Consider the following 22,337-nt stretch of genomic DNA (forward strand, 5'->3'; position numbering starts at 1 on the left):
GTGACAGTCCTGTGACTGCCGATGTGGCACCGGTCACAGCAGCCGATGATCAAGTGCTGGTGGCATGGGCGGATGCCTACCGCCGTGCGTGCCGTGCCCGCCACCCTCGCCGGTGTCCTCCTGCTCGCCGCCTGCGGGACCGAGCGGAACGGCGACCCCGAGGCCGGCGGCCCCGTCGCCACCGCGCAGCCGTGCCCGTCGGACTCCCCGCGGTACGGCGAGCCGGCCGACGCCGGCGACGAACAGCCCGGCACCGCCCGCGCCTCGGGCACCCCGAGCCCGCTGCCCGTCACGCCCGCCGAGGGCGAGGTGCGGATCACAGGCCTGTACGCCTGGGGCGCCGACAGCGGATGCGGGGCGGCGGACTACTCCGCCGACTTCGAGGTCACCAACGACGGTACGAAGGCGATGACTTACACCATCACCTTCGGCTTCACCTCCGGCTCGGTCGGCGCCCTCGACGACGCCGAACGGACCGTGGCGTCGGTCGGGCCGGGGAAGACCGCCAAGGGCACCCTCGTCGTGACGAGTCCGGCCGTGGACACTCCGGCCGAGGTGTCCGGGGTGAAGGTCGTCAAGGTGCGCAGCGTCCCCGACGACGAGGCGGCGAGCGCCTCGGGCCCCTGCCCCGAGTCCGGGCTCCATGTGTACGCGGACCAGGGCGACGCGGCCATGGGACTGCGCGCGGTCGGTCTGCACCTCGTCAACTGCGGCGACGAGGACTACGAGTTGAACGGCTACCCGCAGGTCGAGCCGCTCGACGAGAACCACGACGCCGTCGAGGGCGTACAGGTCCTCCAGGGCACCTCCGGCATCAGCACCGGGCTCGGCGACGACACCGCCGGGCCGCTGGTCCTCGCTCCCGGCGAGGCCGCGCGGGCCACGCTCGCCTGGCGGAACACCACCGAGGCCGGGGAGCCCGTGAACGCGCCGTACGCCCGGGTCCGGGTCGCGCCCGGTGCGGCCCCCGTCACGGTGATCCCGGAACTCGACCTCGGCACCACGGGCGAACTCGGCGTCGGCCCCTGGACCAAGGACACGACCCGCACCCAGTGACGACCGGCCCGCCGCGCGCGGGTACCGCGCGTCCTGCGTGTCCGCCCGGATGGCGACGGGTGATGTCGGTCTGTGGTGGGCGCGTGCCCGCGCGGACGGCACCCGGTGGCATCCGCCGGCCGTCGGCTCGCCGGGTGTGTGTCGCCGAGGACGCGTGTCTGCGCACCAGCCTGGGCGCCCCGCCTGTGGGGTCCGGCCACACAAGTGTCCCGGTGGCACCCTTCCGCGGTCGGTGCGCGTCCGCGTGGATCGCGGTCGGTGGCGTCGGCCGACCCGCCGGGTGTGTGTCGCCGGGGACCCACTCCGGGCACCCGATGAGTGGGGTCCGGCCACACCCAGAGGGGCTCACGCGACGGTGAGCGCTGCCGGCCTGGGGCTCGGCCCGCGCGTCACCGCTATCAGCAGCGCCACCCCGGCCGCTGCCACCGGCACCGCGTACCCCGCCGTCGGAGAGACGTGCTCCGCCGTCCAGCCGCCGGCCGCGCTGCCCAGGGCGATGCCGCCGAGCAGACCGGTCACGGCGAGGGTCATGCCCTCGTTGAGGCGGCCCGGCGGGGTGAGCCCCTGCACCAGGGTCATGTTGGTGATCATCGTGGGCGCGGTGGCCATCCCGGACACCAGCAGCGTCCCCGCCAGCAGCACGAGCGAGCCGGTGAGCGACGCGGCGAGCAGCGGCAGCGTCAGCGCCACCGCCAGGGCCGCTATGCACCACGGGTAGCGGCGTTCCGCCGGACCGCCCGGGCTCAGGGCGCCGTACAGCAGTCCCGCGGCGAAGGAGCCGCACGCCTGGAGGGCGAGGACCAGCCCGGCCGCCGTGCCGTGGCCCCGGGCGTCCGCGAAGGCGAGCGTGACGACCTCCAGGGCGCCGAACACACCGCCCACGGCCAGACAGACGGCGAGCAGCGCGGGCATCCCCGGCGCCCGCAGCGGGGACCGCCCGGCGTTCGAGGGCGCCGAGGCCGGCGGTTCGGTGGCGCGCTGGGCGGTGAACAGGGCCATGCCCGCGGCCAGCAGCAGCGCCGCGACGAGCGTGCCCGCCTCCGGGAAGAGGCTCGCGCACAGGAAGGCCGCGAGGACCGGGCCCAGCATGAAGCAGAGTTCGTCGGCGGCCTGCTCGAAGGAGTTCGCGGTGTGCAGCGCGCCCTGGTCGCCCTTGAGCAGGTGCGCCCAGCGGGCCCGGGCCATCCCGCCGATGTTGGGGGTCGTCGCGGTGGCGGCGTACGCGGCGAAGAGGGTCCAGTCGGGGGCGCCCTGACGTGCGCACAGCACCAGGACCAGCTCGCCGAGGACCGCGACGAGGGTGGCGGGCAGGGCGATCCGGGACTGCCCGTGCCGGTCGACCAGCCGAGCGATCCAGGGGGCGACCAGCGCGGTCGCCGCCAGCCCGGCCGCGACCACGGCCCCGGCCAGCGCGTACGAGTCCCGGGTCCCGGCGATCATCATGACCGCGCTCACACTGAACATGCCCATCGGCAGGCGGGCCATGAGGTTTCCGGCGGTGAAGGCACGGGCGCCGGGCAGGGCGAACAGACGGCGGTACCCGGAGGTCGGTTGCGGCATGGAGCAACGGTCGCCCCTGGACGATCAAGGGGTCCAACACCTGCCCGGCACCGATTGACGCACCCGCGTTGTAAATTCACGGGATGCCCGCCCACCTCGACCCCCGACTGCTGCGCGCCTTCCTCGCCGTGGCCGAGGAGCTCCACTTCACCCGCGCCGCGGCCCGTCTCTTCGTCGCCCAGCAGGCGCTCAGCCGCGACGTGCGCAGGCTGGAGCGGGAGCTGGGCGCCGAACTGTTCGTACGGACCACCCGGCAGGTGACGCTGACCGCGGACGGCGAGCGGCTCGTCCCGCACGCCCGCCGGGCGCTCGCCGCGCAGGACGACCTGCTCGCCGCGTTCGGGCAGGCCCGGCCCCTGCTGGTGGACGTGAACTCCCCGGGCCTGGGCACCGGCACCCGGGTCCTGGAGCGGGCCCGGGAACTCGCCCGCGAGTACGAGTTCATGGCCCGCTACGAGAGCGGCCTGACCGGAGCCGCCGCCGACCTCCTCGCCGGGCGCCTGGACGCCTCCTTCGGACGGTTCGCGGGACTGGACCCGGCGCTGCGGGCCGGCCTGGAGCACCAGCCCGTGCGGTACGAGCCGATGGCGGTGCTCCTGCCCGAGGGCCATCCCCTGGCGGAGCTGGACCGGGTGCCGCTCGCCGCGCTCGCCGGAGAGACCGTCTACGCGGGCGCCGGGAACCCCCGGACCCCGGAGTGGACCGACCTCGCGCACCAGCTCTTCCGGGACCGGGACATCGCGGTCGCCGCGCCCGCGCCGCTCGCCGTCGGCCACGAGGAGTTCCGGCGGATCATGGCCAAGACCAGGACGCCGGTTCTCGCCGTGATCGACTTCCCGGACATGCCTGGTGCGGTGCTCCGGCCGCTGACCGATCCGGTCCCGCTGTCCCCCGTGTCCCTGGTGTGGCGCAGGGGACTGGCGCACCCTGGCATCAGCGCGCTGCGACGCGCCGCGGCCGAGCTCGCGGTGGCTGAGAACTGGCTCCGGCCACCTGCGGGGGGATGGATTCCGGCCAGTGACAAAGTCACGATGCGGCTCCACAACTGACACGCGGCAAACATGGATCTCACTCGTGCGCTACATTCTTGGCCTGAGCACGGTGTGATATTGGGGGCGCTCGGACGGGTGGGGGCCTGTTTCGATCGGCGGGTGCTCGGAGTCGTGCGCGCACCCGGAAGGTCCCGTGGGGGGATGAGTGCGCGAGAACAACTGGCGGGAAGACGCCCAACCGGACTGGCCGGAGGCGGCATCCGGAACCCAGACGAACCCGACCCGCCAGGGTGCCACCCAGGCGTTTGCGGAGACCGCCTTGAACAACATGAACAGAGCTGACATGGGCGACGCCGACGAGACGACGGTGCTGCCGACGAACCCACAGCCGCACGGCGCCGCCGACGCGGGACGCCCGGATCTGACCGAGCTCCTCTCGGCGTTCGACCGTTTCGAAGGCACGCAGCCGGCCCCGGCGACGGGCGCCCGCAAACCGCGTACCGGCGGCGAGGCGTTCACTCCGCGCGAGCCGCGGACGGCAGGCGAGTCCTTCCCGGCGGCGCGTGAGCCGCGTCACGGCGGCGACGCGTACCCGCCCTCCGGCGGCGTCCGCGAGACCGGCGGTGGAGTCCGCGAGACCCCCGCGGCGTATGCGCCCGCCGGTGGCGTCCGCGACGCCTCCGCCGCGTACCCGCCCCCCGGTGACGTCCGCGACACCTCCGCCGCGGTCCAGGACCCCTGGGGCGAACCCGGTGACACCGTGCACACCCATGACCCCCACGAGGTCACCATCCAGCTGGACAGCGTCGGCCTCCAGCTCGACGGCTCGCTGCGCGCGGCCAAGGGCGGCGCCCACGGCGGTGGCGGCCCGGACGGCTCCGACGGCCCGGTCTTCGTCGACGAGTCCGGACGCCGCAGCCGCCGCTTCCGGCGCCTGGGCATGGCCGTGGGCCTCGCCTGCGCCGTCTATGCCGTCGTGATCGTCGCCACATTGCTGTCCGGCAACTCCAACGCGCCCTGGCTTCCCGTCCAGGACCCGAAGAAGGACACCCCGGCCGGCCAGGTCGACACCACCCCGCTGCCCGGGGAGTCGGCGCCGTCCGCCGGCGTCGACGGCGCCAGCCCCGGCGCCTCCCCCTCCGTCAGCGACGGCGTGACGCTCTCCCCGGGCGCCGACGCCACCGCACCGGACGCCTCCGGCTCCGCCGAGGAGACCGACGCCGGCACCGACCCCGAACCGACGGCGACCAAGAAGCCGACGACGGGGACGGGCACCAAGCCGACGGCGGACCCGGACCCCACCGACACGGCGACCACGCCCGACCCCGAGCCCACCCCGACGGACACCGGCGAGCCCACGCCGGACCCGACCGAGACCGAGGGCGGCGACACCGCCGGCACCGGTGTCGACACGGTCGCCGCCGGACAGGCCGAACCCGCCTCCGTCCGCCGCAGCGTCGCCGCGGAACCGGCCAACCCCGACACCCCGTACGACCCGTCCCCGGAGTACACCCTCTGATGGCCTCCCGCACCAACCGCCGACGCTCAGCGCCCGGTGGTCCCCGGCGCCGCCGCCTGCCCATGCGCCTGCTTCTGCCCGTGCTCGTCCTCGCCGCCCTGATGGCGATGCTGATGCTGCGGGGCTACGTGCACAGCGAGATCCTGGCCGACCACCGCGTCCGCCCGGCCGCCGCCTCCGACCAGGTCCCCGAGGAGATCCTCAAGGGCGGCCCGGTCATCGACGCGCGCGGCGGCCGCACCGAGAGCCTGAGCGTGCCGAACCACCGGCTCGTGCTCACCTTCGACGACGGCCCCGACCCCGAGTGGACGCCCAAGGTCCTGGACGTGTTGAAGAAGCACGACGCGCACGCCGTCTTCTTCGTCACCGGCACGATGGCCTCGCGCTATCCGGACCTGGTCCGGCGCATGGTCGACGAGGGCCACGAGATCGGCCTGCACACCTTCAACCACCCCGACCTGTCGTACCAGTCGAAGGAGCGCATCGACTGGGAGCTCTCGCAGAACCAGCTCGCCATATCCGGCGCGGCCGGCATCCGCACCTCGCTCTTCCGGCCGCCGTACTCCTCCTTCTCCGACGCCATGGACAACGAGTCCTGGCCGGTGACCGAGTACATCGGCTCGCGCGGCTACATCACCGTCGTCAACAACACCGACAGTGAGGACTGGCGCAAGCCCGGCGTCGACGAGATCATCGAGCGCGCCACGCCCAAGGGACGCCAGGGCGCGATCGTGCTGATGCACGACTCCGGCGGCGACCGGCACCAGACCGTCGAGGCCCTCGACCGCTTCCTGCCGCAGATGCAGGAGCGGGGCTACAAGTTCGAGAACCTCACCGAAGCCCTCGGCGCGCCCAGCGCGCACAGCCAGGTCACCGGCATCGACCTGTGGAAGGGCAAGGCGTGGATCTTCCTGGTCCAGGCCTCCGACAACATCACCGCCGTCCTGGTGGTCGGGCTGGCCATCATCGGCTTCCTGGTCATCAGCCGGTTCGTGCTGATGCTCGTGCTCTCCGCCGCGCACGCCCGCCGGGTGCGCCGACGCGGCTTCAGCTGGGGACCGCCGGTGACCGAACCGGTCTCGGTGCTGGTGCCGGCGTACAACGAGGCCAAGTGCATCGAGAACACCGTCCGTTCCCTGATGGCGAGCGAGCACCCGATCGAGGTCCTCGTCATCGACGACGGCTCCTCCGACGGCACCGCGCGCATCGTGGAGGCCATGGGCCTGCCGAACGTGCGGGTGATCCGGCAGCTCAACGCGGGCAAGCCCGCCGCCCTCAACCGGGGCCTGGCCAACGCCCGGTACGACATCGTCGTGATGATGGACGGCGACACCGTCTTCGAGCCCGCCACCGTCCGTGAACTGGTCCAGCCCTTCGGCGACCCGCGCGTCGGCGCCGTCGCGGGCAACGCCAAGGTCGGCAACCGGGACTCCCTGATCGGCGCCTGGCAGCACATCGAGTACGTGATGGGCTTCAACCTCGACCGCCGGATGTACGACATGCTCAGCTGCATGCCGACCATCCCCGGCGCGGTCGGCGCCTTCCGCCGGCAGGCCCTGGAACGGGTCGGCGGCATGAGCGAGGACACCCTCGCCGAGGACACCGACATCACCATGGCGATGCACCGCGACGGCTGGCGCGTCGTCTACGCCGAGAACGCCCGCGCCTGGACCGAGGCCCCCGAGACCGTCCAGCAGCTGTGGTCCCAGCGCTACCGCTGGTCCTACGGCACCATGCAGGCGATCTGGAAGCACCGCAGGGCCCTGGTGGAGAGCGGCCCCTCCGGCCGCTTCGGCCGCGTCGGCCTGCCGCTGGTCTCCCTGTTCATGGTGCTGGCCCCGCTGCTGGCCCCCCTGATCGACGTCTTCCTCCTCTACGGCCTCGTCTTCGGCCCGACCCAGAAGACGATCGTCGCCTGGCTGGGCGTCCTCGCGATCCAGGCCGTCTGCGCGGCGTACGCCTTCCGGCTCGACAAGGAACGCATGACCCACCTGATCTCGCTGCCCCTGCAGCAGATCCTGTACCGCCAGCTCATGTACGTGGTCCTCCTCCAGTCCTGGATCACCGCCCTCACCGGCGGCCGCCTGCGCTGGCAGAAGCTGCGCCGCACGGGCGTGGTCGAGGCACCGGGCGGTCCGGTCCAGCGCGAACGGAGGCCGGTGGGATGACCCAGGGCACACCTCAGCAGTCGCACGAGATGTACGGAGTCCCGCCGGAGCCGCTGGCGGTACCGGTGCCGGAGGCCCGGACTCCCGAGGCAGCCGCGCCGAAGAAGCCGGGCCGGGACCGCTACCTGGACCTCCTGCGGTCCATAGCCCTGGTCCGCGTGGTGGCCTACCACCTGTTCGGCTGGGCCTGGCTGACCGTGCTGTTCCCCTCCATGGGCGTGATGTTCGCGCTGGCCGGATCGCTCATGGCCCGCTCGCTCAAGCGCCCCGCCTGGGGCGTGATCCGAGGACGTGTCCGCCGGCTGCTGCCCCCGCTGTGGGTGTTCAGCGCGGTGGTGCTGACGCTGCTGTTCGCCGGCGGCTGGAACCCGACGAAGAACACCGAGGACGGCCCGGTCTGGGCCCTGCTGGAGCTGTTCAACTACATCGTCCCGATCGGCGCGCCGCCGTTCCCCTGGTCCATCGGCTCCCAGTCCGGCCTGCTGGAGGACACCTGGGCGGTCCAGGCGGCCGGCGTCCTGTGGTACCTGCGCGCCTACCTGTGGTTCGTGATCGCCTCCCCGCTGCTGCTGTGGGCGTTCCGCCGGGCCCCCTGGCCCACCCTGCTGGCCCCGCTGGCGCTGACCGCGGTGGTCGGCACGGGCGTGGTGACCATCCCGGGCGAGACCGGCAACGCGGTCACCGACTTCGCGGTCTACGGCGGCTGCTGGGTCCTGGGCTTCGCCCACCAGGAGGGCCTGCTGGCCCGGATCCCGCGCTACGTCGCCGTCTCGGCGTCGTCCCTCGTGATGGCCTTCGGCCTGTGGTGGGCGTCGAACCACCTGGGCCCCGACGGCTGGGACCTCAACGACATCCCGCTGGCCCAGGCGACCTGGTCCTTCGGCTTCGTCGTCATCCTGCTGATCTACTCGCCGTCCTGGCAGGAACTCCCCGGCCGCCTGGCGAAGTGGGACCGCCTGATCACCCTCTCCAACAACCGCGCGGTCACGATCTACCTGTGGCACAACCTGCTCATCATGGCCACGGTCCCGATCCTCGACCTCCTCTACAGCCTCCCGTTCATGGAGAACGAACGGGCCGTGGCGGCGCTGGACTCGACCTACCTGATCTGGATGTTCTTCCTGGTCTGGCCACTGATCGCCCTCGCGGTCCTGGCGGTCGGCTGGGTCGAGGACCTGGCGGCCCAACGAAGCCCCCGCCTCTGGCCGGACGGCTCCCAGCGCCGCAAGTCCAGGGAACCCAAACGCCGCCGCCACGCCTGACGCCCCATCGAGGCCCGCCCCCGGAACGCCCCGGGAGGCGGGCCTCTGCGCGTCACGGCTCCGCCCACCGGCCGAGGTTCACGTCGGTGGGGCCGCGTGGAACACTGGCCGCGTTGCGGGTGTGAACGGGGCGGTCCGGTGGGGAGTGGGTGGGCATGAGCAAGCGGCAGGTACGGAAGATGCTGCGGTTGATGGCGACGGGGGAGCCCGTTGAACTCACCAGCGCCATGGCCTCGGTGAAGAAGCTCGCCCGGCTCGCCTTCATCGCCCAGCAGTTCGGGTACGAGTACGCCGACGTCCGCCAGGGCGGCGGTCACAACTCTGCGCTCGTGATGCTGCTGGTGCCGGACCACGGTCCGCACGCCCGGGCGCGCGCCGCGCAGAACTGGGCGCAGTACCCCAACGCCGGGGACGGTGTCTCCGTACCGCCGCTCGTCCCCGACGCGTTCGAACTGCTCAAGGCCCGGATCAACTTCGACCTCACCGGCAAGAACGCCGAGAAGCGGATGGTCCTCGGGGCTCTCGGCGGCAGCCTCGGCTGTCTGGTCGTCGCCCTGCGGTCCGGTCAGGGCGATGTCCCCTGGGCGATCGTCGCGGGCGTGCTGTGGGTGCTGCTGCTGGTCGGGCTCGGCGTCGGCTTCGCCGTCAACCGCAAGCGCAACGCCAAGTTCGCCGCCCGCCTCCTGGCGGCGGGCTTCCAGCCGGTGAACGACGCCACGGGACGGCTGCGGTACCTGCCGGCGGGCGTCCAGGTGGCGGGGCAGGCGAACCCGCTCACCAACAGCCCGTACGGGGCTGTGCCGTACGGGGCAGCGCCCGCCCAGGCCCCCGCGCCGTATGGGGCGGCTCCCGCCCAGGCTCCCGCGCCGTATGGGGCGGCTCCCGCCCAGGCTCCCGCGCCGTACGGGACGCCTCCCGTGGCTCCTGCCCAGGCCCCCGCGCCGTACGGCACGCCCCCCGCCCAGGCCACCGGGCCCTACGGCGCACACCCCCACCCGCAGGCGCCGCAGCAGCCTCCGCATCCGCAGCAGAACCCGCACTGGCAGCCTCCGGCGCGCTGAGCGGGGCGTCCGCGTCACGGGAATCTCTCATCCCACCTCCTCACGAGGTGAGAGCAAAGTTCCTTTCCGGTCACTCAGTGCCACAGGCAGGAAACGCGCTCTCCCTACCTTCGGGATCAGCCACTCCTTGGAGTACGACCTGAGCCCGGAGCCCCGTGGAGGCGTCATGACAGCACCGAGCCCTTCCCCTGCCGCGAGCAGGGGAGGCCGCTGGATCGAGCACTGGGATCCGGAGGACGAGACGTTCTGGAACGAGCAGGGCGAGAAGATCGCCCGGCGGAACCTGTTCTTCTCGGTCCTCTCCGAGCACATCGGGTTCTCGATCTGGACACTGTGGTCCGTCATGGTCCTCTTCATGGGCCCCGAGTACGGCCTCACCCCGGCGGACAAGTTCGTCATCGTCTCGATGGCGACCGCGGTCGGCGCCGTCGTCCGGGTGCCGTACACCTTCGCCGTGGCGATCTTCGGCGGGCGGAACTGGACGGTCATCTCGGCCTCCATGCTGCTGCTGCCCACGGTCGCCGCGTTCACCGTGATGGAGCCGGGGACGTCGTTCACCACGTTCCTGCTGTGCGCGATGCTCGCCGGTGTCGGCGGCGGCAACTTCGCCTCCAGCATGACCAACATCAACGCCTTCTTCCCGCTGAGGAAGAAGGGGTGGGCGCTCGGACTGAACGCCGGCGGCGGCAACATCGGTGTGCCGGTCGTGCAGCTCATCGGCCTCGCCGTCATCGGCGCGAGCGGCGGCCCGCGCCTGCTGCTCGGCATCTACATCCCGCTGATCGTGGTCGCGGCCGTGCTCGCCGCGATCTACATGGACAGCATCACCTCGGTGAAGAACGACACCGGCGCCGCCTGGGACTCCGTCAAGGAGGCGCACACCTGGATCATGTCGTTCCTCTACATCGGGACCTTCGGCTCCTTCATCGGCTACAGCTTCGCCTTCGGCCTGGTCCTCCAGACCCAGTTCGGCCGCACCCCGCTGCAGGCCGCGTACGTCACCTTCATCGGCCCGCTGCTCGGTTCGCTGATCCGGCCGCTGGGCGGCGCGCTCGCCGACCGGTTCGGCGGCGCGAAGATCACGCTGTGGAACTACGTGGCCATGGCCGCCGCCACCTCGGTGGTCATCGTGGCCTCGATGCGGGAGTCGCTGCCGCTGTTCACCACCGCCTTCATCGCCCTGTTCGTCCTCTCCGGACTCGGCAACGGCTCGACGTTCAAGATGATCCCGGGCATCTTCCACGCCAAGGCCCTCGCCAAGGGGCTCACCGGTGACGCGGCAGCGGCCTACGGACGCCGGCTGTCCGGCGCCTCCATGGGGCTGATCGGCGCGGTGGGCGCGCTCGGCGGACTTGGCATCAACCTCGCCTTCCGCCAGTCCTTCCTCTCGGTGGGCTCCGGCACCGGCGCCTTCGTCGCCTTCCTCGCCTTCTACGGCGCGTGCTTCGTGGTCACCTGGGCCGTATACCTTCGGCGCCCGGCCGCGCAGCCCCAGGCCGAGACGACCGCTTCCGAGGAGAAGCCGCAGCTCAGCTACGCCGAGGTGTGATCTGGGCGACGTAACACTGCCGACATCAAGCCGAACCGAGCCTGTCACGGACCGTTGACAGGCTCGGTCGGCATGCGGGTGCAGCCCGATATGTGACGACTCGAGCGCGGGACGAGAGTTATGTACGACGAACAGCACAAGCCCGGGCAAGGGCAACACGGACCCCTCGCGGGGTTCACCGTCGGAGTGACCGCGGCGCGCCGGGCCGACGAACTGGCGGCGCTGCTCCAGCGGCGCGGGGCCGGTGTGCTCCATGCACCCGCCCTGCGCATCGTGCAGCTCTCCGACGACGGTGAACTCCTCGCCGCCACCAAGGAGATCGTCGACCGCGTCCCGGACGTGGTGGTCGCCACCACCGCGATCGGCTTCCGCGGCTGGATCGAGGCCGCCGACGGCTGGGGCCTGGGCGAGGACCTGCTGGACCGGTTGCGCGGGGTGGAACTGCTCGCGCGCGGTCCGAAGGTCAAGGGCGCGATCCGGGCCGCCGGGCTGACCGAGCACTGGTCGCCGTCCTCGGAGTCCATGGCCGAGGTGCTCGACCGGCTGCTGGAGGAGGGCATCGACGGCCGGCGGATCGCCGTCCAGCTGCACGGGGAGCCGCTGCCCGGGTTCGTCGAGGCGCTGCGGGCCGGGGGAGCGGAGGTGGTGGGGGTGCCGGTGTACCGGTGGATGCCGCCGGAGGACCTCGGCCCGGTCGACCGTCTGCTGGACGCCACGGTCTCCCGCGGGCTGGACGCGCTGACCTTCACCAGCGCCCCGGCCGCCGCCTCGCTGATCTCCCGCGCGGAGGACCGGGGGCTGCTGCCGGAGCTGCTCGCCGCGCTCAACCACGACGTGCTCCCGGCGTGCGTGGGCCCGGTGACCGCGCTTCCCCTCCAGGCCCACGGGATCGACACGGTCCAGCCCGAGCGGTTCCGGCTCGGGCCGCTGGTCCAGCTGCTCTGCCAGGAACTGCCCGGCCGGGCCCGGGCCCTGCCCGTCGCCGGGCACCGGGTGGAGATCCGGGGGCACGCGGTGCTGGTCGACGGGACTCTGCGGCCCGTACCGCCCGCCGGTATGTCGCTGCTGCGGGCGCTGGCCCGACGGCCGGGATGGGTGGTGGCCCGCGCCGACCTGCTGCGCGCCCTCCCCGGGGCCGGCCGTGACGAGCACGCGGTGGAGACCGCGATGGCCCGGCTGCGGACCGCCCTCGGCACCCCGAAGCTGATCCAGACGGTGGTCAAGCGCGGCTACCGGCTGGCCCTGGACCCGGCCGCGGACGCCAAGTACGCGGAGACGTAGCCGCGACGCAGCCGCCCGGACCGCACCGCCGGGCCCCCGATACGGCCGCCCGCCGCCGTCACCGCAACGTCCCCCGCCCCGCGAGGGGTTCCGGGCGCGGGAGCGGGCAGGCACTGTTGGAGGGAACGGTTCGTCCGGGGCCGGACCCGGGGTGACCCCTAGGCGGTGACAGGCACATGGCACTGGGTACGGCCACGGTCCCGTACGAGCTGCGGTTCGGCGCCGGGCGGATCTGTCTCGATCTCCTCGCCACCGCCCACCCCGTCGAACGGCTCGACTCCGTCGACGTGCTGTGCGCGTGGATCACTGCGTCGGGGCTGGTCCCGGCCGGCACCCCGCTCGGCCACGCCGACGCCACCTGGCCGGCCGTCTTCCGCGAACTGCGCGGACGTGTCGACCAGTTGGTCCGCGGCGCGCTGCGCACCGAGGCCGGCCCCCGGCCCTCGTACGGTCCGGAGCTGGCCCTGGTGAACGACCTCGCCCGCACCGCGCCGCCGGCCCCCCGCGCGGTCCGTGCCCAGGACGGCACGCTGGTGCGGGAGTTGGCGGGGCCCCCGGAGCTGTCCGCGCTGCTCGCCGCGGTCGCCCGGGATGCCGTGGAACTGCTGACGGACGCGCCGACGAGGGCCGGACTGCGCCAGTGCGAGGGCGACAACTGCCGCATCGTGTACCTCGATACCTCGCGCGGCCGACGGCGCCGCTGGTGCAGCAGCGAGGTGTGCGGAAACCGGGAGCGGGTCGCCCGGCACCGGCGGCGGGCCGCCCTCTCCCGCGCCTGAAGGTCCGTTATGCCCCTTGTGTTCCGCAACTGTCGAAGTGATTTCGATTACACGAGGTTTACCCGCTCAGGTGTTGCGCCGCGCGGCGCGTCCGTCCTCAAGTGATGAAACTGTAAAGACTTTGAGGCGGGAATGTGCCCCGGTGTCCCCTCCGTCATGTCATCCCGAAGAAAACTGTCACCCCACTTTGAACACGCAACCCGTCGGGTCCGTACGGGTGGTGGAGCGACCGACTGGGCTCGCCCAGGCGAAACGGGGACATCGGAGGTGGGCGTGCGGAAGGATGCGGCCGTGGCCAAAGAACGTGGATCGAGGGCCCGACATCGCATGTCCCAGCCCTCGGTCGAACCTGACGAGGAGCTGATGCGTGCTCTGTACAGAGAGCACGCGGGACCCCTGCTCGCGTACGTCCTCCGACTGGTCGCCGGCGACCGCCAGCGCGCCGAGGACGTCGTGCAGGAGACACTCATCCGTGCCTGGAAGAACGCCGGCCAGCTCAATCGAGCGACCGGTTCGGTACGCCCCTGGCTGGTGACGGTCGCCCGGCGCATCGTCATCGACGGCCACCGCAGCCGGCAGGCCCGGCCGCAGGAGGTCGATCCGTCGCCGCTGGAGGTCATCCCCGCGGAGGACGAGATCGACAAGGCGCTGTGGTTGATGACGCTGTCGGACGCGCTCGACGACCTGACCCCCGCCCACCGGGAGGTGCTCGTCGAGACGTACTTCAAGGGGCGTACCGTCAATGAGGCGGCCGAGACGCTCGGTATACCCAGTGGCACTGTCCGTTCCCGGGTGTTCTACGCCCTGCGGTCGATGAAGCTGGCACTGGAGGAGCGGGGGGTGACGGCGTGATGAACACCTACGGGGGATACGGAGCAGGGGGTCCGGGTATGTCTGGCTCCATGCAGGGATCTTCGGGCACGAACGAGCACGAGACCGTCGGCGCCTACGCCCTCGGGATTCTCGACGACTCCGAGGCAACCGCTTTCGAAGCCCACCTCGCGACCTGCGAATGGTGCGCCCAGCAGCTCGACGAGCTGGCCGGGATGGAGCCGATGCTGGCCGCGCTCGCGGACCTCCCCGGCACCGGAACGCCCGCCATCGGCGAGTCGCTGTCGGCCAAGCCCAGCCCGAGGCTGGTCAACAACCTGGTCGACGAGATCGCCGAGCGCCGCGCGATGACCCGCCGCCGCAGCTTCTACATGGTCGCCGCGGCCGCCGCGCTGATCATCGGAGGCCCGGTCGCGGCCATCGCCACCACCGGTGACGACGGCGGCACCTCCACCGAGGCGCACTCCACCAGCCCCGCCAAGGACGCCTTCGAGGTCATGGCGGCCAAGGTCACCGGCCGTGACGCGAGCACCAAGGTCACCGCGACCGTCGCCATGGAACCGAAGGCCTGGGGCACCCACGCGGTGCTGGAGCTGAAGAACGTCACCGGCCCCGAGAAGTGCTCCCTGATCGCCGTCGGCAAGAACGGCGAACGCGAGACGATCACCTCCTGGTCCGTCCCCAAGTGGGGCTACGGCATCCCCGACGCCCAGACCGAGCAGGCCCGGCAGCCGCTCTACGTCCACGGCGGGGCCGCCTTCACACCCGAGGAGATCGAGCGCTTCGAGGTGATGACCTTCGAGGGCAAACGGCTGGTCGAGGTGGCCGTGTGAGGCCACACACTGCGGACGCATAGCTTCCAGGGGCCCCCTTCGCGTACGGTTGACGGCTGCCCAGCACGTCAGAAGGGGGCCCGGTGGCCGCACAGGCTCAGCAGGAAACCGCGGTCGGCTCGGTTCCGGATTCGGTCCGGGACCGTGAGATCAGCGTCGAACAGGAACACCTCGACCAGGTGTACCGGCGCCTCGAGGAGAAGATCCACGAGGCCGAGTTCCTCATGCACGACGCGGCCAAGCGCGGTCAGGTCGGCACACCCGGCGCCCTCGCGGAGCGGGACGCGCAGGTCTTCCGGGCGGGTGTCCACCTCAACCGGCTGAACAACGAGTACGAGGACTTCCTCTTCGGCCGGATCGACCTGCTGGCCGGCAAGGACGGCAAGAAGGGCCCGGACGGCGCGTACACCGCCGTCGAGCCCGCCGAGGGCGCGGTCCGCGCCGACAGCACCGCCGACATCGCCGAGACCCTGCACATCGGGCGGATCGGGGTCCTCGACCACGACTACGCCCCGCTGGTCATCGACTGGCGCGCCCCGGCCGCCGCCCCCTTCTACCGCTCCACCCCGGTCGACCCCGGCCGGGTCGTGCGGCGCCGGGTCATCCGCTCCAAGGGCCGCCGGGTCCTCGGCGTCGAGGACGACCTGATGCGCCCCGAGCTGAAGGCCTTCCTCGGCGGCGACGAGCTGGCGGTGATCGGCGACGGCGCCCTGATGGCGGCCCTGGGGCAGGCCCGCACCCACTCCATGCGGGACATCGTGGCCTCCATCCAGGCCGAGCAGGACCTCGTCATCCGCGCCCCCGCCGCCTCCGTCACCTACGTCGAGGGCGGCCCCGGCACCGGCAAGACGGCCGTCGCCCTGCACCGCGCCGCCTACCTGCTCTACCAGGACCGGCGCCGCTACTCGGGCGGCATCCTGATCGTCTCCCCGACCCCGCTGCTGGTGGCGTACACCGAGGGCGTGCTGCCCTCCCTCGGCGAGGAGGGCCAGGTCGCGATCCGCGCGATCGGCTCCCTGGTCGACGGCGCGGAGGCCGGGCTCTACGACTCCCCGGCCACGGCCCGCGCCAAGGGCTCGTACCGGATGCTCAAGGTGCTGCGGAAGGCCGCGCGCGGAGCCCTGGAGCTGAACGATTCCCCGACCCGGCTGAGGATGGTCGCCTTCGGCCGCCGGCTGGAGCTGGAGCAGCAGGACCTGGAGGCGGTCCGCCGCAACGCCCTCAGCGGCACCGCACCCGTGAACCTGCTGCGCCCGCGCGCCCGCAAGCTGCTCCTGGACGCCCTGTGGGCCCGCTCCGGTGGCGCCACCCGGCACACCGACCCCGAGCTCGCCGCCGAACTGCGCTCCTCCTTCGACGAGGACGTCACGACCGAGGACTCCTTCATCGAGTTCCTCGACGCCTGGTGGCCGGAGCTGACCCCGGCCGCCGTCCTCGGGGCGATGGCCGACGACAAGCGCCTCGGCCGCTGGGCCCGGCGCATCCTGAACCCCGGCGAGGTCCGCCGGGTCGCCCGCTCGCTGCGCCGCGAGGGGCACTCCGTGCACGACATCGCCATGCTCGACGAACTCCAGGCGATCCTCGGCACCCCGGCCCGCCCCCGCAAGAAGCGCGAACTGGACCCGCTGGACCAGCTCACCGGCCTGGAGGAGCTGATGCCGGTGCGCGAGGAGACCCAGCGCGAACGCGCCGAGCGCCTCGCCCAGGAGCGCACCGAGTACGCCCATGTGATCGTCGACGAGGCCCAGGACCTCACGCCGATGCAGTGGCGGATGGTCGGCCGCCGCGGCCGGCACGCCACCTGGACGGTCGTCGGCGACCCGGCCCAGTCCTCCTGGTCCGACCCCGACGAGGCGGCCGAGGCCCGCGACGAGGCGCTCGGCACGCGCCCGCGCCGCCGCTTCGAACTCACCGTGAACTATCGCAACCCCGCGGAGATCGCCGAACTGGCCGCCAAGGTGCTGGCGCTGGCGATGCCCGGCTCCTCCTCGCCCTCGGCCGTCCGCTCGACCGGCGTCGAGCCGCGCTTCGCGGTGGTGGCCCAGTCGCTCGGCCGGACCGTGCGCGAGGAGGCCGCCCGGCTGCTGGAGCGGGTCGACGGAACGGTGGGCGTGGTCGTCGCCATGCAGCGCCGCGAGGAGGCCGCGCGCTGGCTGGACGGACTCGGCGAGCGGGTGGTGGCCCTCGGCAGCCTGGAGGCCAAGGGCCTGGAGTACGACGCGACCGTGGTGGTCTCCCCGGCGGAGATCGCCGACGAGTCACCGGCCGGTCTGCGGGTGCTCTACGTCGCCCTCACCCGGGCCACCCAGCAGCTCACGGTGGTCTCGGCCGAGCGGGACGCACCGGACGGTTCGGGAGTGCCGGATCTTCTGCGGGACTGACCGGCGCATCGGGAATGGTCTCGCCGGATCGGTTTGTTAGCCTGGGTGTGACACCGGCCCGATCCAAGCCCCCGGGCCCAACCTTCGTCGCTACGAGCGACCACTTGCCGCGAGGCGAGCATGGCGGGCCGGTGTCACTCAGCCACTGAAGAGGCCCACGTCCGTGTGACGTGGGCCTCTTCGGCGTTCCGGGACTGGCTGATCGATTCTCGTATCGTGGAAGATGTTTTCCGAAGTCGTCGGCGCCCGGTGAACAAAAAGTCCGCAATCCGGGGCGGCTACCGCGTACTCGGCGGTAGGTGCGACCATCGGACGGCATAACTAGCGACACGGTGAAAGCAGAGGAAGTCGGCCATGGCAACGGCGCCCAGCGTCTCCTACTCGATGACCATCCGGCTGGAGGTGCCCGCGAGCGGAACGGCCGTCTCGCAGCTCACCACCGCCGTGGAGTCCTCCGGAGGCTCGGTCACCGGCCTCGACGTCACCGCGTCCGGGCACGAGAAGCTCCGTATCGACGTCACCATCGCGGCGACGTCCACCGGGCACGCCGACGAGATCGTCGAGCAGCTGCGCGGCATCGAGGGCGTCACCCTCGGCAAGGTCTCCGACCGTACGTTCCTGATGCACCTCGGCGGCAAGATCGAGATGCAGTCCAAGCACCCCATCCGCAACCGTGACGACCTGTCCATGATCTACACGCCGGGTGTGGCCCGGGTGTGCATGGCGATCGCCGAGAACCCCGAGGACGCCCGCCGCCTGACCATCAAGCGCAACTCCGTCGCGGTCGTCACCGACGGCTCCGCCGTGCTCGGCCTCGGCAACATCGGCCCCAAGGCCGCGCTGCCGGTGATGGAGGGCAAGGCGGCCCTGTTCAAGCGGTTCGCCGGCATCGACGCCTGGCCGCTCTGCCTGGACACCCAGGACACCGACGCGATCGTGGAGATCGTCAAGGCCATCGCCCCCGGGTTCGCCGGCATCAACCTGGAGGACATCTCCGCGCCGCGCTGCTTCGAGATCGAGGCCCGGCTGCGCGAGGCCCTCGACATCCCCGTCTTCCACGACGACCAGCACGGCACCGCGATCGTCGTCCTCGCGGCGCTCACCAACGCGCTGCGCGTGGCCGGCAAGTCCATCGAGGGCATCCGGGTCGTCATGTCCGGCGCGGGCGCGGCCGGTACGGCCATCCTGAAGCTGCTGATCGCCGCCGGCGTGAAGAACGCCGTGGTCGCCGACATCCACGGAGTCGTGCACTCCGGGCGCGCCGACCTGGTCGACGCCGCGTCCGACTCGCCGCTGCGCTGGATCGCCGACAACACCAACCCCGAGGGCCTGACCGGCACGTTGAAGGAGGCCGTGCGCGACGCGGACGTCTTCATCGGCGTCTCGGCCCCGAACGTCCTCGACGGCGAGGACGTGGCCGCGATGGCGGAGGGCGCGATCGTGTTCGCGCTCGCGAACCCCGACCCCGAGGTGGACCCGGCGATCGCCCGTCAGACGGCGGCCGTGGTGGCCACCGGCCGCTCCGACTTCCCGAACCAGATCAACAACGTGCTGGTCTTCCCGGGTGTCTTCCGCGGCCTGCTGGACGCCCAGTCCCGCACGGTCAACACCGAGATGATGCTCGCCGCCGCGAAGGCGCTGGCGGACGTGGTGACCGAGGACGAGCTGAACCCGAACTACATCATCCCCAGCGTCTTCAACGACAAGGTCGCGGGCGCGGTGGCCGGTGCGGTGCGGGACGCGGCGAAGGCCGCGGCGGCCGGAAGGTCCGGCGTCTGAGCGACGTGACGATCGCCACGGCAAGCCCTTGTCGCGGCGCGTCGCGGAACCGGGGGCCCGTGCGGGCCGTTTATCGTGTCCGCCAGGCCCAGGCCCTCGCTTCGTGTGACTCCCAAGGGTGTTCTCACGACTCGGACGGGTGCCGGATTGGCTTTCCCGCCGCAGGTAGGGGCAGGATGCGTCTCTGGGCGCGAGGGTCTGAGGACCGGACCCGGTCCGGGGACTGTCCGAGGACCCTGGCAGCATCGAGTTCGCTGTGCCCACTGTGCGGCTCCGCCGCGTGGCACGCCTCAACAGCAAGAAGAACACGGGAGTAACAACATGAACCGCAGTGAGCTGGTGGCCGCGCTGGCCGACCGCGCCGAGGTGACCCGCAAGGACGCCGACGCCGTTCTGGCCGCGTTTGCCGAGACCGTCGGTGAGATCGTCGCCAAGGGCGACGAGAAGGTCACCATCCCCGGCTTCCTGACCTTCGAGCGCACCCACCGTGCCGCTCGCACCGCGCGCAACCCGCAGACCGGCGACCCGATCCAGATTCCGGCCGGCTACAGCGTGAAGGTCTCCGCGGGCTCGAAGCTCAAGGAAGCCGCCAAGGGCAAGTAAGCGCTCCGCTCCGAACGCCGGGGGCCCCTGCGCGCCGTCTGTGGCTGGTCGCGCAGTTCCCCGCGCCCGTGGGGAGTTGCAGTGACGCCGATGGGGCGGCCACCCGAGTCCGGGTGGCCGCCCCATCGGCGTCACTGAGCAGTCTCAGCCGAGTGCCTTGCCCGGGAGTTCGACCTTCGCTCCCAGCTCGACGAGTTTCTCCATGAAGTTCTCGTAGCCGCGGTTGATCAGGTCGATGCCGTGGACTCGGGAGGTGCCCTGGGCCGCGAGGGCGGCGATCAGGTAGGAGAAGCCGCCGCGCAGGTCGGGGATGACCAGGTCGGCGCCCTGGAGGCGGGTGGGGCCGCTGACCACCGCGGAGTGCAGGAAGTTGCGCTGGCCGAAGCGGCAGTCGGAGCCACCCAGGCACTCGCGGTAGAGCTGGATGTGGGCGCCCATCTGGTTCAGCGCGGAGGTGAAACCGAGCCGGGACTCGTAGACCGTCTCGTGGACGATGGACAGGCCCGTGGCCTGGGTGAGCGCCACCACCAGCGGCTGCTGCCAGTCGGTCTGGAAGCCGGGGTGCACGTCCGTCTCCAGCGCGATGGACTTCAACTGGCCGCCGGGGTGCCAGAAGCGGATGCCCTCGTCGTCGATCTCGAAGGCGCCGCCCACCTTGCGGTAGGTGTTCAGGAACGTCATCATCGAGCGCTGCTGGGCGCCGCGGACGTAGATGTTGCCCTCGGTCGCCAGCGCCGCGGACGCCCAGGAGGCGGCCTCCAGGCGGTCCGACAGGGCGCGGTGGGTGTAGCCGCCGAGCTTGTCGACACCGGTGACGCGGATCGTGCGGTCGGTGTCGATCGCGATGATCGCGCCCATCTTCTGCAGGACGCAGATGAGGTCCTCGATCTCGGGCTCCACGGCGGCGTTGGAGAGCTCCGTGACGCCCTCCGCGAGCACCGCGGTCAGCAGCACCTGCTCGGTCGCGCCGACCGACGGGTAGGGCAGCTGGATCTTGGTGCCGCGCAGCCGCTGCGGGGCCTCCAGGTACTGTCCGTCGGCCCGCTTCTCGATCGTCGCGCCGAACTGCCGCAGCACCTCGAAGTGGAAGTCGATGGGCCGGCCGCCGATGTCGCAGCCGCCGAGACCCGGGATGAAGGCGTGCCCGAGGCGGTGCAGCAGCGGGCCGCACAGCAGGATCGGGATACGGCTCGAACCCGCGTGGGCATCGATGTCAGCGACGTTGGCGCTCTCCACGTGCGACGGGTCCATGACCAGCTCGCCGGGCTCGTCGCCCGGACGGACCGTCACCCCGTGCAGCTGGAGCAGGCCGCGTACGACACGCACGTCACGGATGTCCGGGACATTGCGCAGTCGGCTTGGCTCACTGCCCAGCAGAGCTGCCACCATGGCCTTCGGCACGAGGTTCTTCGCGCCGCGGACACGGATCTCGCCCTCCAGCGGGGTTCCGCCGTGGACGATCAGTACGTCGTCATTGCCGTTGACGGTCATGTATCTCGCGTTCCGATGAGTGGGGCAGGGGCCGAAGCAAACAGGGTAATCGCCGCGCACCCCCCTTCTGTAAGCCCAAGGAGCACCCAGATACGTCATAGCTGTGTCACAACACGAACGGTTCCCCGGCGGGCACGAGGGGTCACCGGGAAGGGGGCGCGCCGGGCGCGCCCGAGGTGGCGCTGAGCTGCGTTCACTCCCTTACCGGGATTGCCTCCCCACACGGGGGAAAGATGCGGGATCATGTCTGGCATGACCGAGGTGTCCTCGCTCACAGGGCGGTTGCTCGTGGCAACGCCCGCCCTGGCGGACCCGAACTTCGACCGTGCGGTGGTGCTCCTCCTCGACCACGACGAGGAGGGCTCCCTCGGCGTCGTCCTCAACCGCCCGACCCCGGTGGGCGTCGCCGACATCCTCCAGGGCTGGGGCGACCTCGCCGGTGAACCCGGGGTGGTCTTCCAGGGCGGCCCCGTCTCGCTGGACTCCGCGCTCGGGGTCGCCGTCATCCCGGGCGGCGCGGCCGGGGAGCGGGCCCCGCTGGGCTGGCGCCGGGTGCACGGCGCGATCGGGCTGGTGGACCTGGAGGCCCCGCCCGAACTCCTCGCCTCCGCCCTCGGCTCGCTGCGGATCTTCGCCGGGTACGCGGGCTGGGGCCCGGGCCAGCTGGAGGACGAGCTGGTGGAGGGCGCCTGGTACGTGGTGGAGTCGGAGCCCGGTGACGTCTCCTCGCCGGCCCCCGAGAGACTCTGGCGGGAGGTGCTGCGCCGCCAGCGCAGCGAGCTGGCGATGGTGGCCACGTACCCGGACGACCCTTCGCTCAACTGACCCCTGTGAGCTTCAGTACTCTTGGTGGTTATGAGCACTCTTGAGCCCGAGCGCGGGACTGGTACGGGGACACTCGTAGAGCCGACGCCGCAGGTGTCCCACGGCGACGGCGACCACGAGCGCTTCGCCCACTACGTCCAGAAGGACAAGATCATGGCGAGCGCCCTCGACGGGACTCCCGTCGTGGCGCTGTGCGGCAAGGTGTGGGTGCCCGGCCGCGACCCGAAGAAGTACCCGGTGTGTCCCATGTGCAAGGAGATCTACGAGTCCATGGGCTCCGGCGGCGACGACAAGGGCAAGGGCGGCGACAAGAAGAAGTAGTCCCCGCTCGTCGTCCGACGATTCGCGAAGGCCCCCGGCCGCGCTC

At 71.8% G+C, this 22,337-nt stretch carries 18 protein-coding genes; 16 read left to right on the forward strand and 2 right to left on the reverse strand.

The features are described 5' to 3' along the window. Positions 1-72 precede the first annotated feature (72 nt). On the forward strand, positions 73-1,056 hold the full coding sequence (locus tag ABT296_RS27050; protein WP_351931247.1) for a DUF4232 domain-containing protein: 984 nt from the start codon (positions 73-75) through the stop codon (positions 1,054-1,056). Positions 1,057-1,401: 345 nt separating this feature from the next. On the opposite strand, the gene ABT296_RS27055 is transcribed toward ABT296_RS27050, so the two are convergent. Continuing rightward, complete coding sequence (locus ABT296_RS27055) at positions 1,402-2,616, reverse strand: MFS transporter (RefSeq protein ID WP_351931248.1); 1,215 nt, start codon at positions 2,614-2,616, stop codon at positions 1,402-1,404. 83 nt (positions 2,617-2,699) lie between these two features. Between ABT296_RS27055 and ABT296_RS27060 the strand changes: the two genes are divergently transcribed. From ABT296_RS27060 to ABT296_RS27120, 13 genes are all read left to right on the forward strand, one after another. Then, complete coding sequence (locus ABT296_RS27060) at positions 2,700-3,665, forward strand: LysR family transcriptional regulator (protein WP_351931249.1); 966 nt, start codon at positions 2,700-2,702, stop codon at positions 3,663-3,665. 271 nt (positions 3,666-3,936) lie between these two features. After that, on the forward strand, positions 3,937-5,127 hold the full coding sequence (locus ABT296_RS27065; RefSeq protein WP_351931250.1) for a hypothetical protein: 1,191 nt from the start codon (positions 3,937-3,939) through the stop codon (positions 5,125-5,127). Beyond that, positions 5,127-7,295: a bifunctional polysaccharide deacetylase/glycosyltransferase family 2 protein gene (locus tag ABT296_RS27070; protein WP_351931251.1), complete on the forward strand. Its 2,169-nt coding sequence runs from the start codon at positions 5,127-5,129 to the stop codon at positions 7,293-7,295. The genes ABT296_RS27065 and ABT296_RS27070 overlap by 1 nt, the downstream gene beginning before the upstream one ends. Next, positions 7,292-8,557, forward strand: coding sequence for an acyltransferase family protein (locus tag ABT296_RS27075; RefSeq protein WP_351931252.1), 1,266 nt, complete (start codon positions 7,292-7,294; stop codon positions 8,555-8,557). Before ABT296_RS27070 ends, ABT296_RS27075 begins: the two co-directional genes overlap by 4 nt. Before the next feature lie 155 nt (positions 8,558-8,712). Continuing rightward, positions 8,713-9,618, forward strand: coding sequence for a hypothetical protein (locus ABT296_RS27080; protein WP_351931253.1), 906 nt, complete (start codon positions 8,713-8,715; stop codon positions 9,616-9,618). 166 nt (positions 9,619-9,784) lie between these two features. After that, entirely contained in the window at positions 9,785-11,167 is a 1,383-nt protein-coding gene (locus ABT296_RS27085; protein ID WP_351931254.1) for a nitrate/nitrite transporter, read from the forward strand. A gap of 120 nt (positions 11,168-11,287) precedes the next feature. Further along, entirely contained in the window at positions 11,288-12,448 is a 1,161-nt protein-coding gene (locus ABT296_RS27090) for a uroporphyrinogen-III synthase (RefSeq protein ID WP_351931255.1), read from the forward strand. Positions 12,449-12,624: 176 nt separating this feature from the next. Next, positions 12,625-13,227 carry a CGNR zinc finger domain-containing protein gene (locus ABT296_RS27095; protein WP_351931256.1) on the forward strand — a complete coding sequence of 201 codons (603 nt, stop codon included), beginning with the start codon at positions 12,625-12,627 and terminating at the stop codon, positions 13,225-13,227. A gap of 267 nt (positions 13,228-13,494) precedes the next feature. Then, positions 13,495-14,079 (forward strand): sigma-70 family RNA polymerase sigma factor, encoded by a 585-nt coding sequence (locus ABT296_RS27100; protein WP_186287205.1) that lies wholly within the window; start codon positions 13,495-13,497, stop codon positions 14,077-14,079. Continuing rightward, a complete protein-coding gene (locus tag ABT296_RS27105; RefSeq protein ID WP_502977337.1) occupies positions 14,079-14,891 on the forward strand; it encodes an anti-sigma factor family protein in 813 nt (270 codons plus the stop codon). Before ABT296_RS27100 ends, ABT296_RS27105 begins: the two co-directional genes overlap by 1 nt. An 83-nt stretch (positions 14,892-14,974) precedes the next feature. Beyond that, complete coding sequence (locus tag ABT296_RS27110) at positions 14,975-17,272, forward strand: HelD family protein (protein ID WP_351931258.1); 2,298 nt, start codon at positions 14,975-14,977, stop codon at positions 17,270-17,272. Positions 17,273-17,626: 354 nt separating this feature from the next. Then, a complete protein-coding gene (locus tag ABT296_RS27115; protein WP_351931259.1) occupies positions 17,627-19,051 on the forward strand; it encodes an NAD-dependent malic enzyme in 1,425 nt (474 codons plus the stop codon). Between the two features lie 321 nt (positions 19,052-19,372). Then, positions 19,373-19,654 (forward strand): HU family DNA-binding protein, encoded by a 282-nt coding sequence (locus ABT296_RS27120; protein ID WP_007382399.1) that lies wholly within the window; start codon positions 19,373-19,375, stop codon positions 19,652-19,654. A 144-nt stretch (positions 19,655-19,798) separates the two neighbouring features. Here ABT296_RS27120 and murA read toward each other — a convergent pair whose 3' ends face one another. Then, entirely contained in the window at positions 19,799-21,145 is a 1,347-nt protein-coding gene (gene murA, locus ABT296_RS27125; RefSeq protein ID WP_351931260.1) for a UDP-N-acetylglucosamine 1-carboxyvinyltransferase, read from the reverse strand. A 252-nt stretch (positions 21,146-21,397) separates the two neighbouring features. Here murA and ABT296_RS27130 point away from each other — a divergent pair, with 252 nt between their 5' ends. Further along, the gene (locus tag ABT296_RS27130) at positions 21,398-21,970 is read left to right on the forward strand and encodes a YqgE/AlgH family protein (protein WP_351931261.1); all 573 of its coding nucleotides are present in this window, start codon (positions 21,398-21,400) and stop codon (positions 21,968-21,970) included. A 30-nt stretch (positions 21,971-22,000) separates the two neighbouring features. Next, the gene (locus ABT296_RS27135) at positions 22,001-22,291 is read left to right on the forward strand and encodes a DUF3039 domain-containing protein (protein ID WP_351931262.1); all 291 of its coding nucleotides are present in this window, start codon (positions 22,001-22,003) and stop codon (positions 22,289-22,291) included. Positions 22,292-22,337 lie beyond the last annotated feature (46 nt).

The sequence above is a fragment of the Streptomyces sp. NPDC000983 genome (genome assembly GCF_040299205.1).
Taxonomy (GTDB): domain Bacteria; phylum Actinomycetota; class Actinomycetes; order Streptomycetales; family Streptomycetaceae; genus Streptomyces.

Bases quoted from the DNA above. Each gene is read 5' to 3' on its own strand.
- ABT296_RS27050 (WP_351931247.1), top strand. From the start codon at position 73: ATGCCTACCGCCGTGCGTGCCGTGCCCGCCACCCTCGCCGGTGTCCTC.
- ABT296_RS27055 (WP_351931248.1), bottom strand. From the start codon at position 2,616: ATGCCGCAACCGACCTCCGGGTACCGCCGTCTGTTCGCCCTGCCCGGC.
- ABT296_RS27060 (WP_351931249.1), top strand. From the start codon at position 2,700: ATGCCCGCCCACCTCGACCCCCGACTGCTGCGCGCCTTCCTCGCCGTG.
- ABT296_RS27065 (WP_351931250.1), top strand. From the start codon at position 3,937: ATGAACAGAGCTGACATGGGCGACGCCGACGAGACGACGGTGCTGCCG.
- ABT296_RS27070 (WP_351931251.1), top strand. From the start codon at position 5,127: ATGGCCTCCCGCACCAACCGCCGACGCTCAGCGCCCGGTGGTCCCCGG.
- ABT296_RS27075 (WP_351931252.1), top strand. From the start codon at position 7,292: ATGACCCAGGGCACACCTCAGCAGTCGCACGAGATGTACGGAGTCCCG.
- ABT296_RS27080 (WP_351931253.1), top strand. From the start codon at position 8,713: ATGAGCAAGCGGCAGGTACGGAAGATGCTGCGGTTGATGGCGACGGGG.
- ABT296_RS27085 (WP_351931254.1), top strand. From the start codon at position 9,785: ATGACAGCACCGAGCCCTTCCCCTGCCGCGAGCAGGGGAGGCCGCTGG.
- ABT296_RS27090 (WP_351931255.1), top strand. From the start codon at position 11,288: ATGTACGACGAACAGCACAAGCCCGGGCAAGGGCAACACGGACCCCTC.
- ABT296_RS27095 (WP_351931256.1), top strand. From the start codon at position 12,625: ATGGCACTGGGTACGGCCACGGTCCCGTACGAGCTGCGGTTCGGCGCC.
- ABT296_RS27105 (WP_502977337.1), top strand. From the start codon at position 14,079: ATGAACACCTACGGGGGATACGGAGCAGGGGGTCCGGGTATGTCTGGC.
- ABT296_RS27115 (WP_351931259.1), top strand. From the start codon at position 17,627: ATGGCAACGGCGCCCAGCGTCTCCTACTCGATGACCATCCGGCTGGAG.
- ABT296_RS27120 (WP_007382399.1), top strand. From the start codon at position 19,373: ATGAACCGCAGTGAGCTGGTGGCCGCGCTGGCCGACCGCGCCGAGGTG.
- murA (WP_351931260.1), bottom strand. From the start codon at position 21,145: ATGACCGTCAACGGCAATGACGACGTACTGATCGTCCACGGCGGAACC.
- ABT296_RS27130 (WP_351931261.1), top strand. From the start codon at position 21,398: ATGACCGAGGTGTCCTCGCTCACAGGGCGGTTGCTCGTGGCAACGCCC.
- ABT296_RS27135 (WP_351931262.1), top strand. From the start codon at position 22,001: ATGAGCACTCTTGAGCCCGAGCGCGGGACTGGTACGGGGACACTCGTA.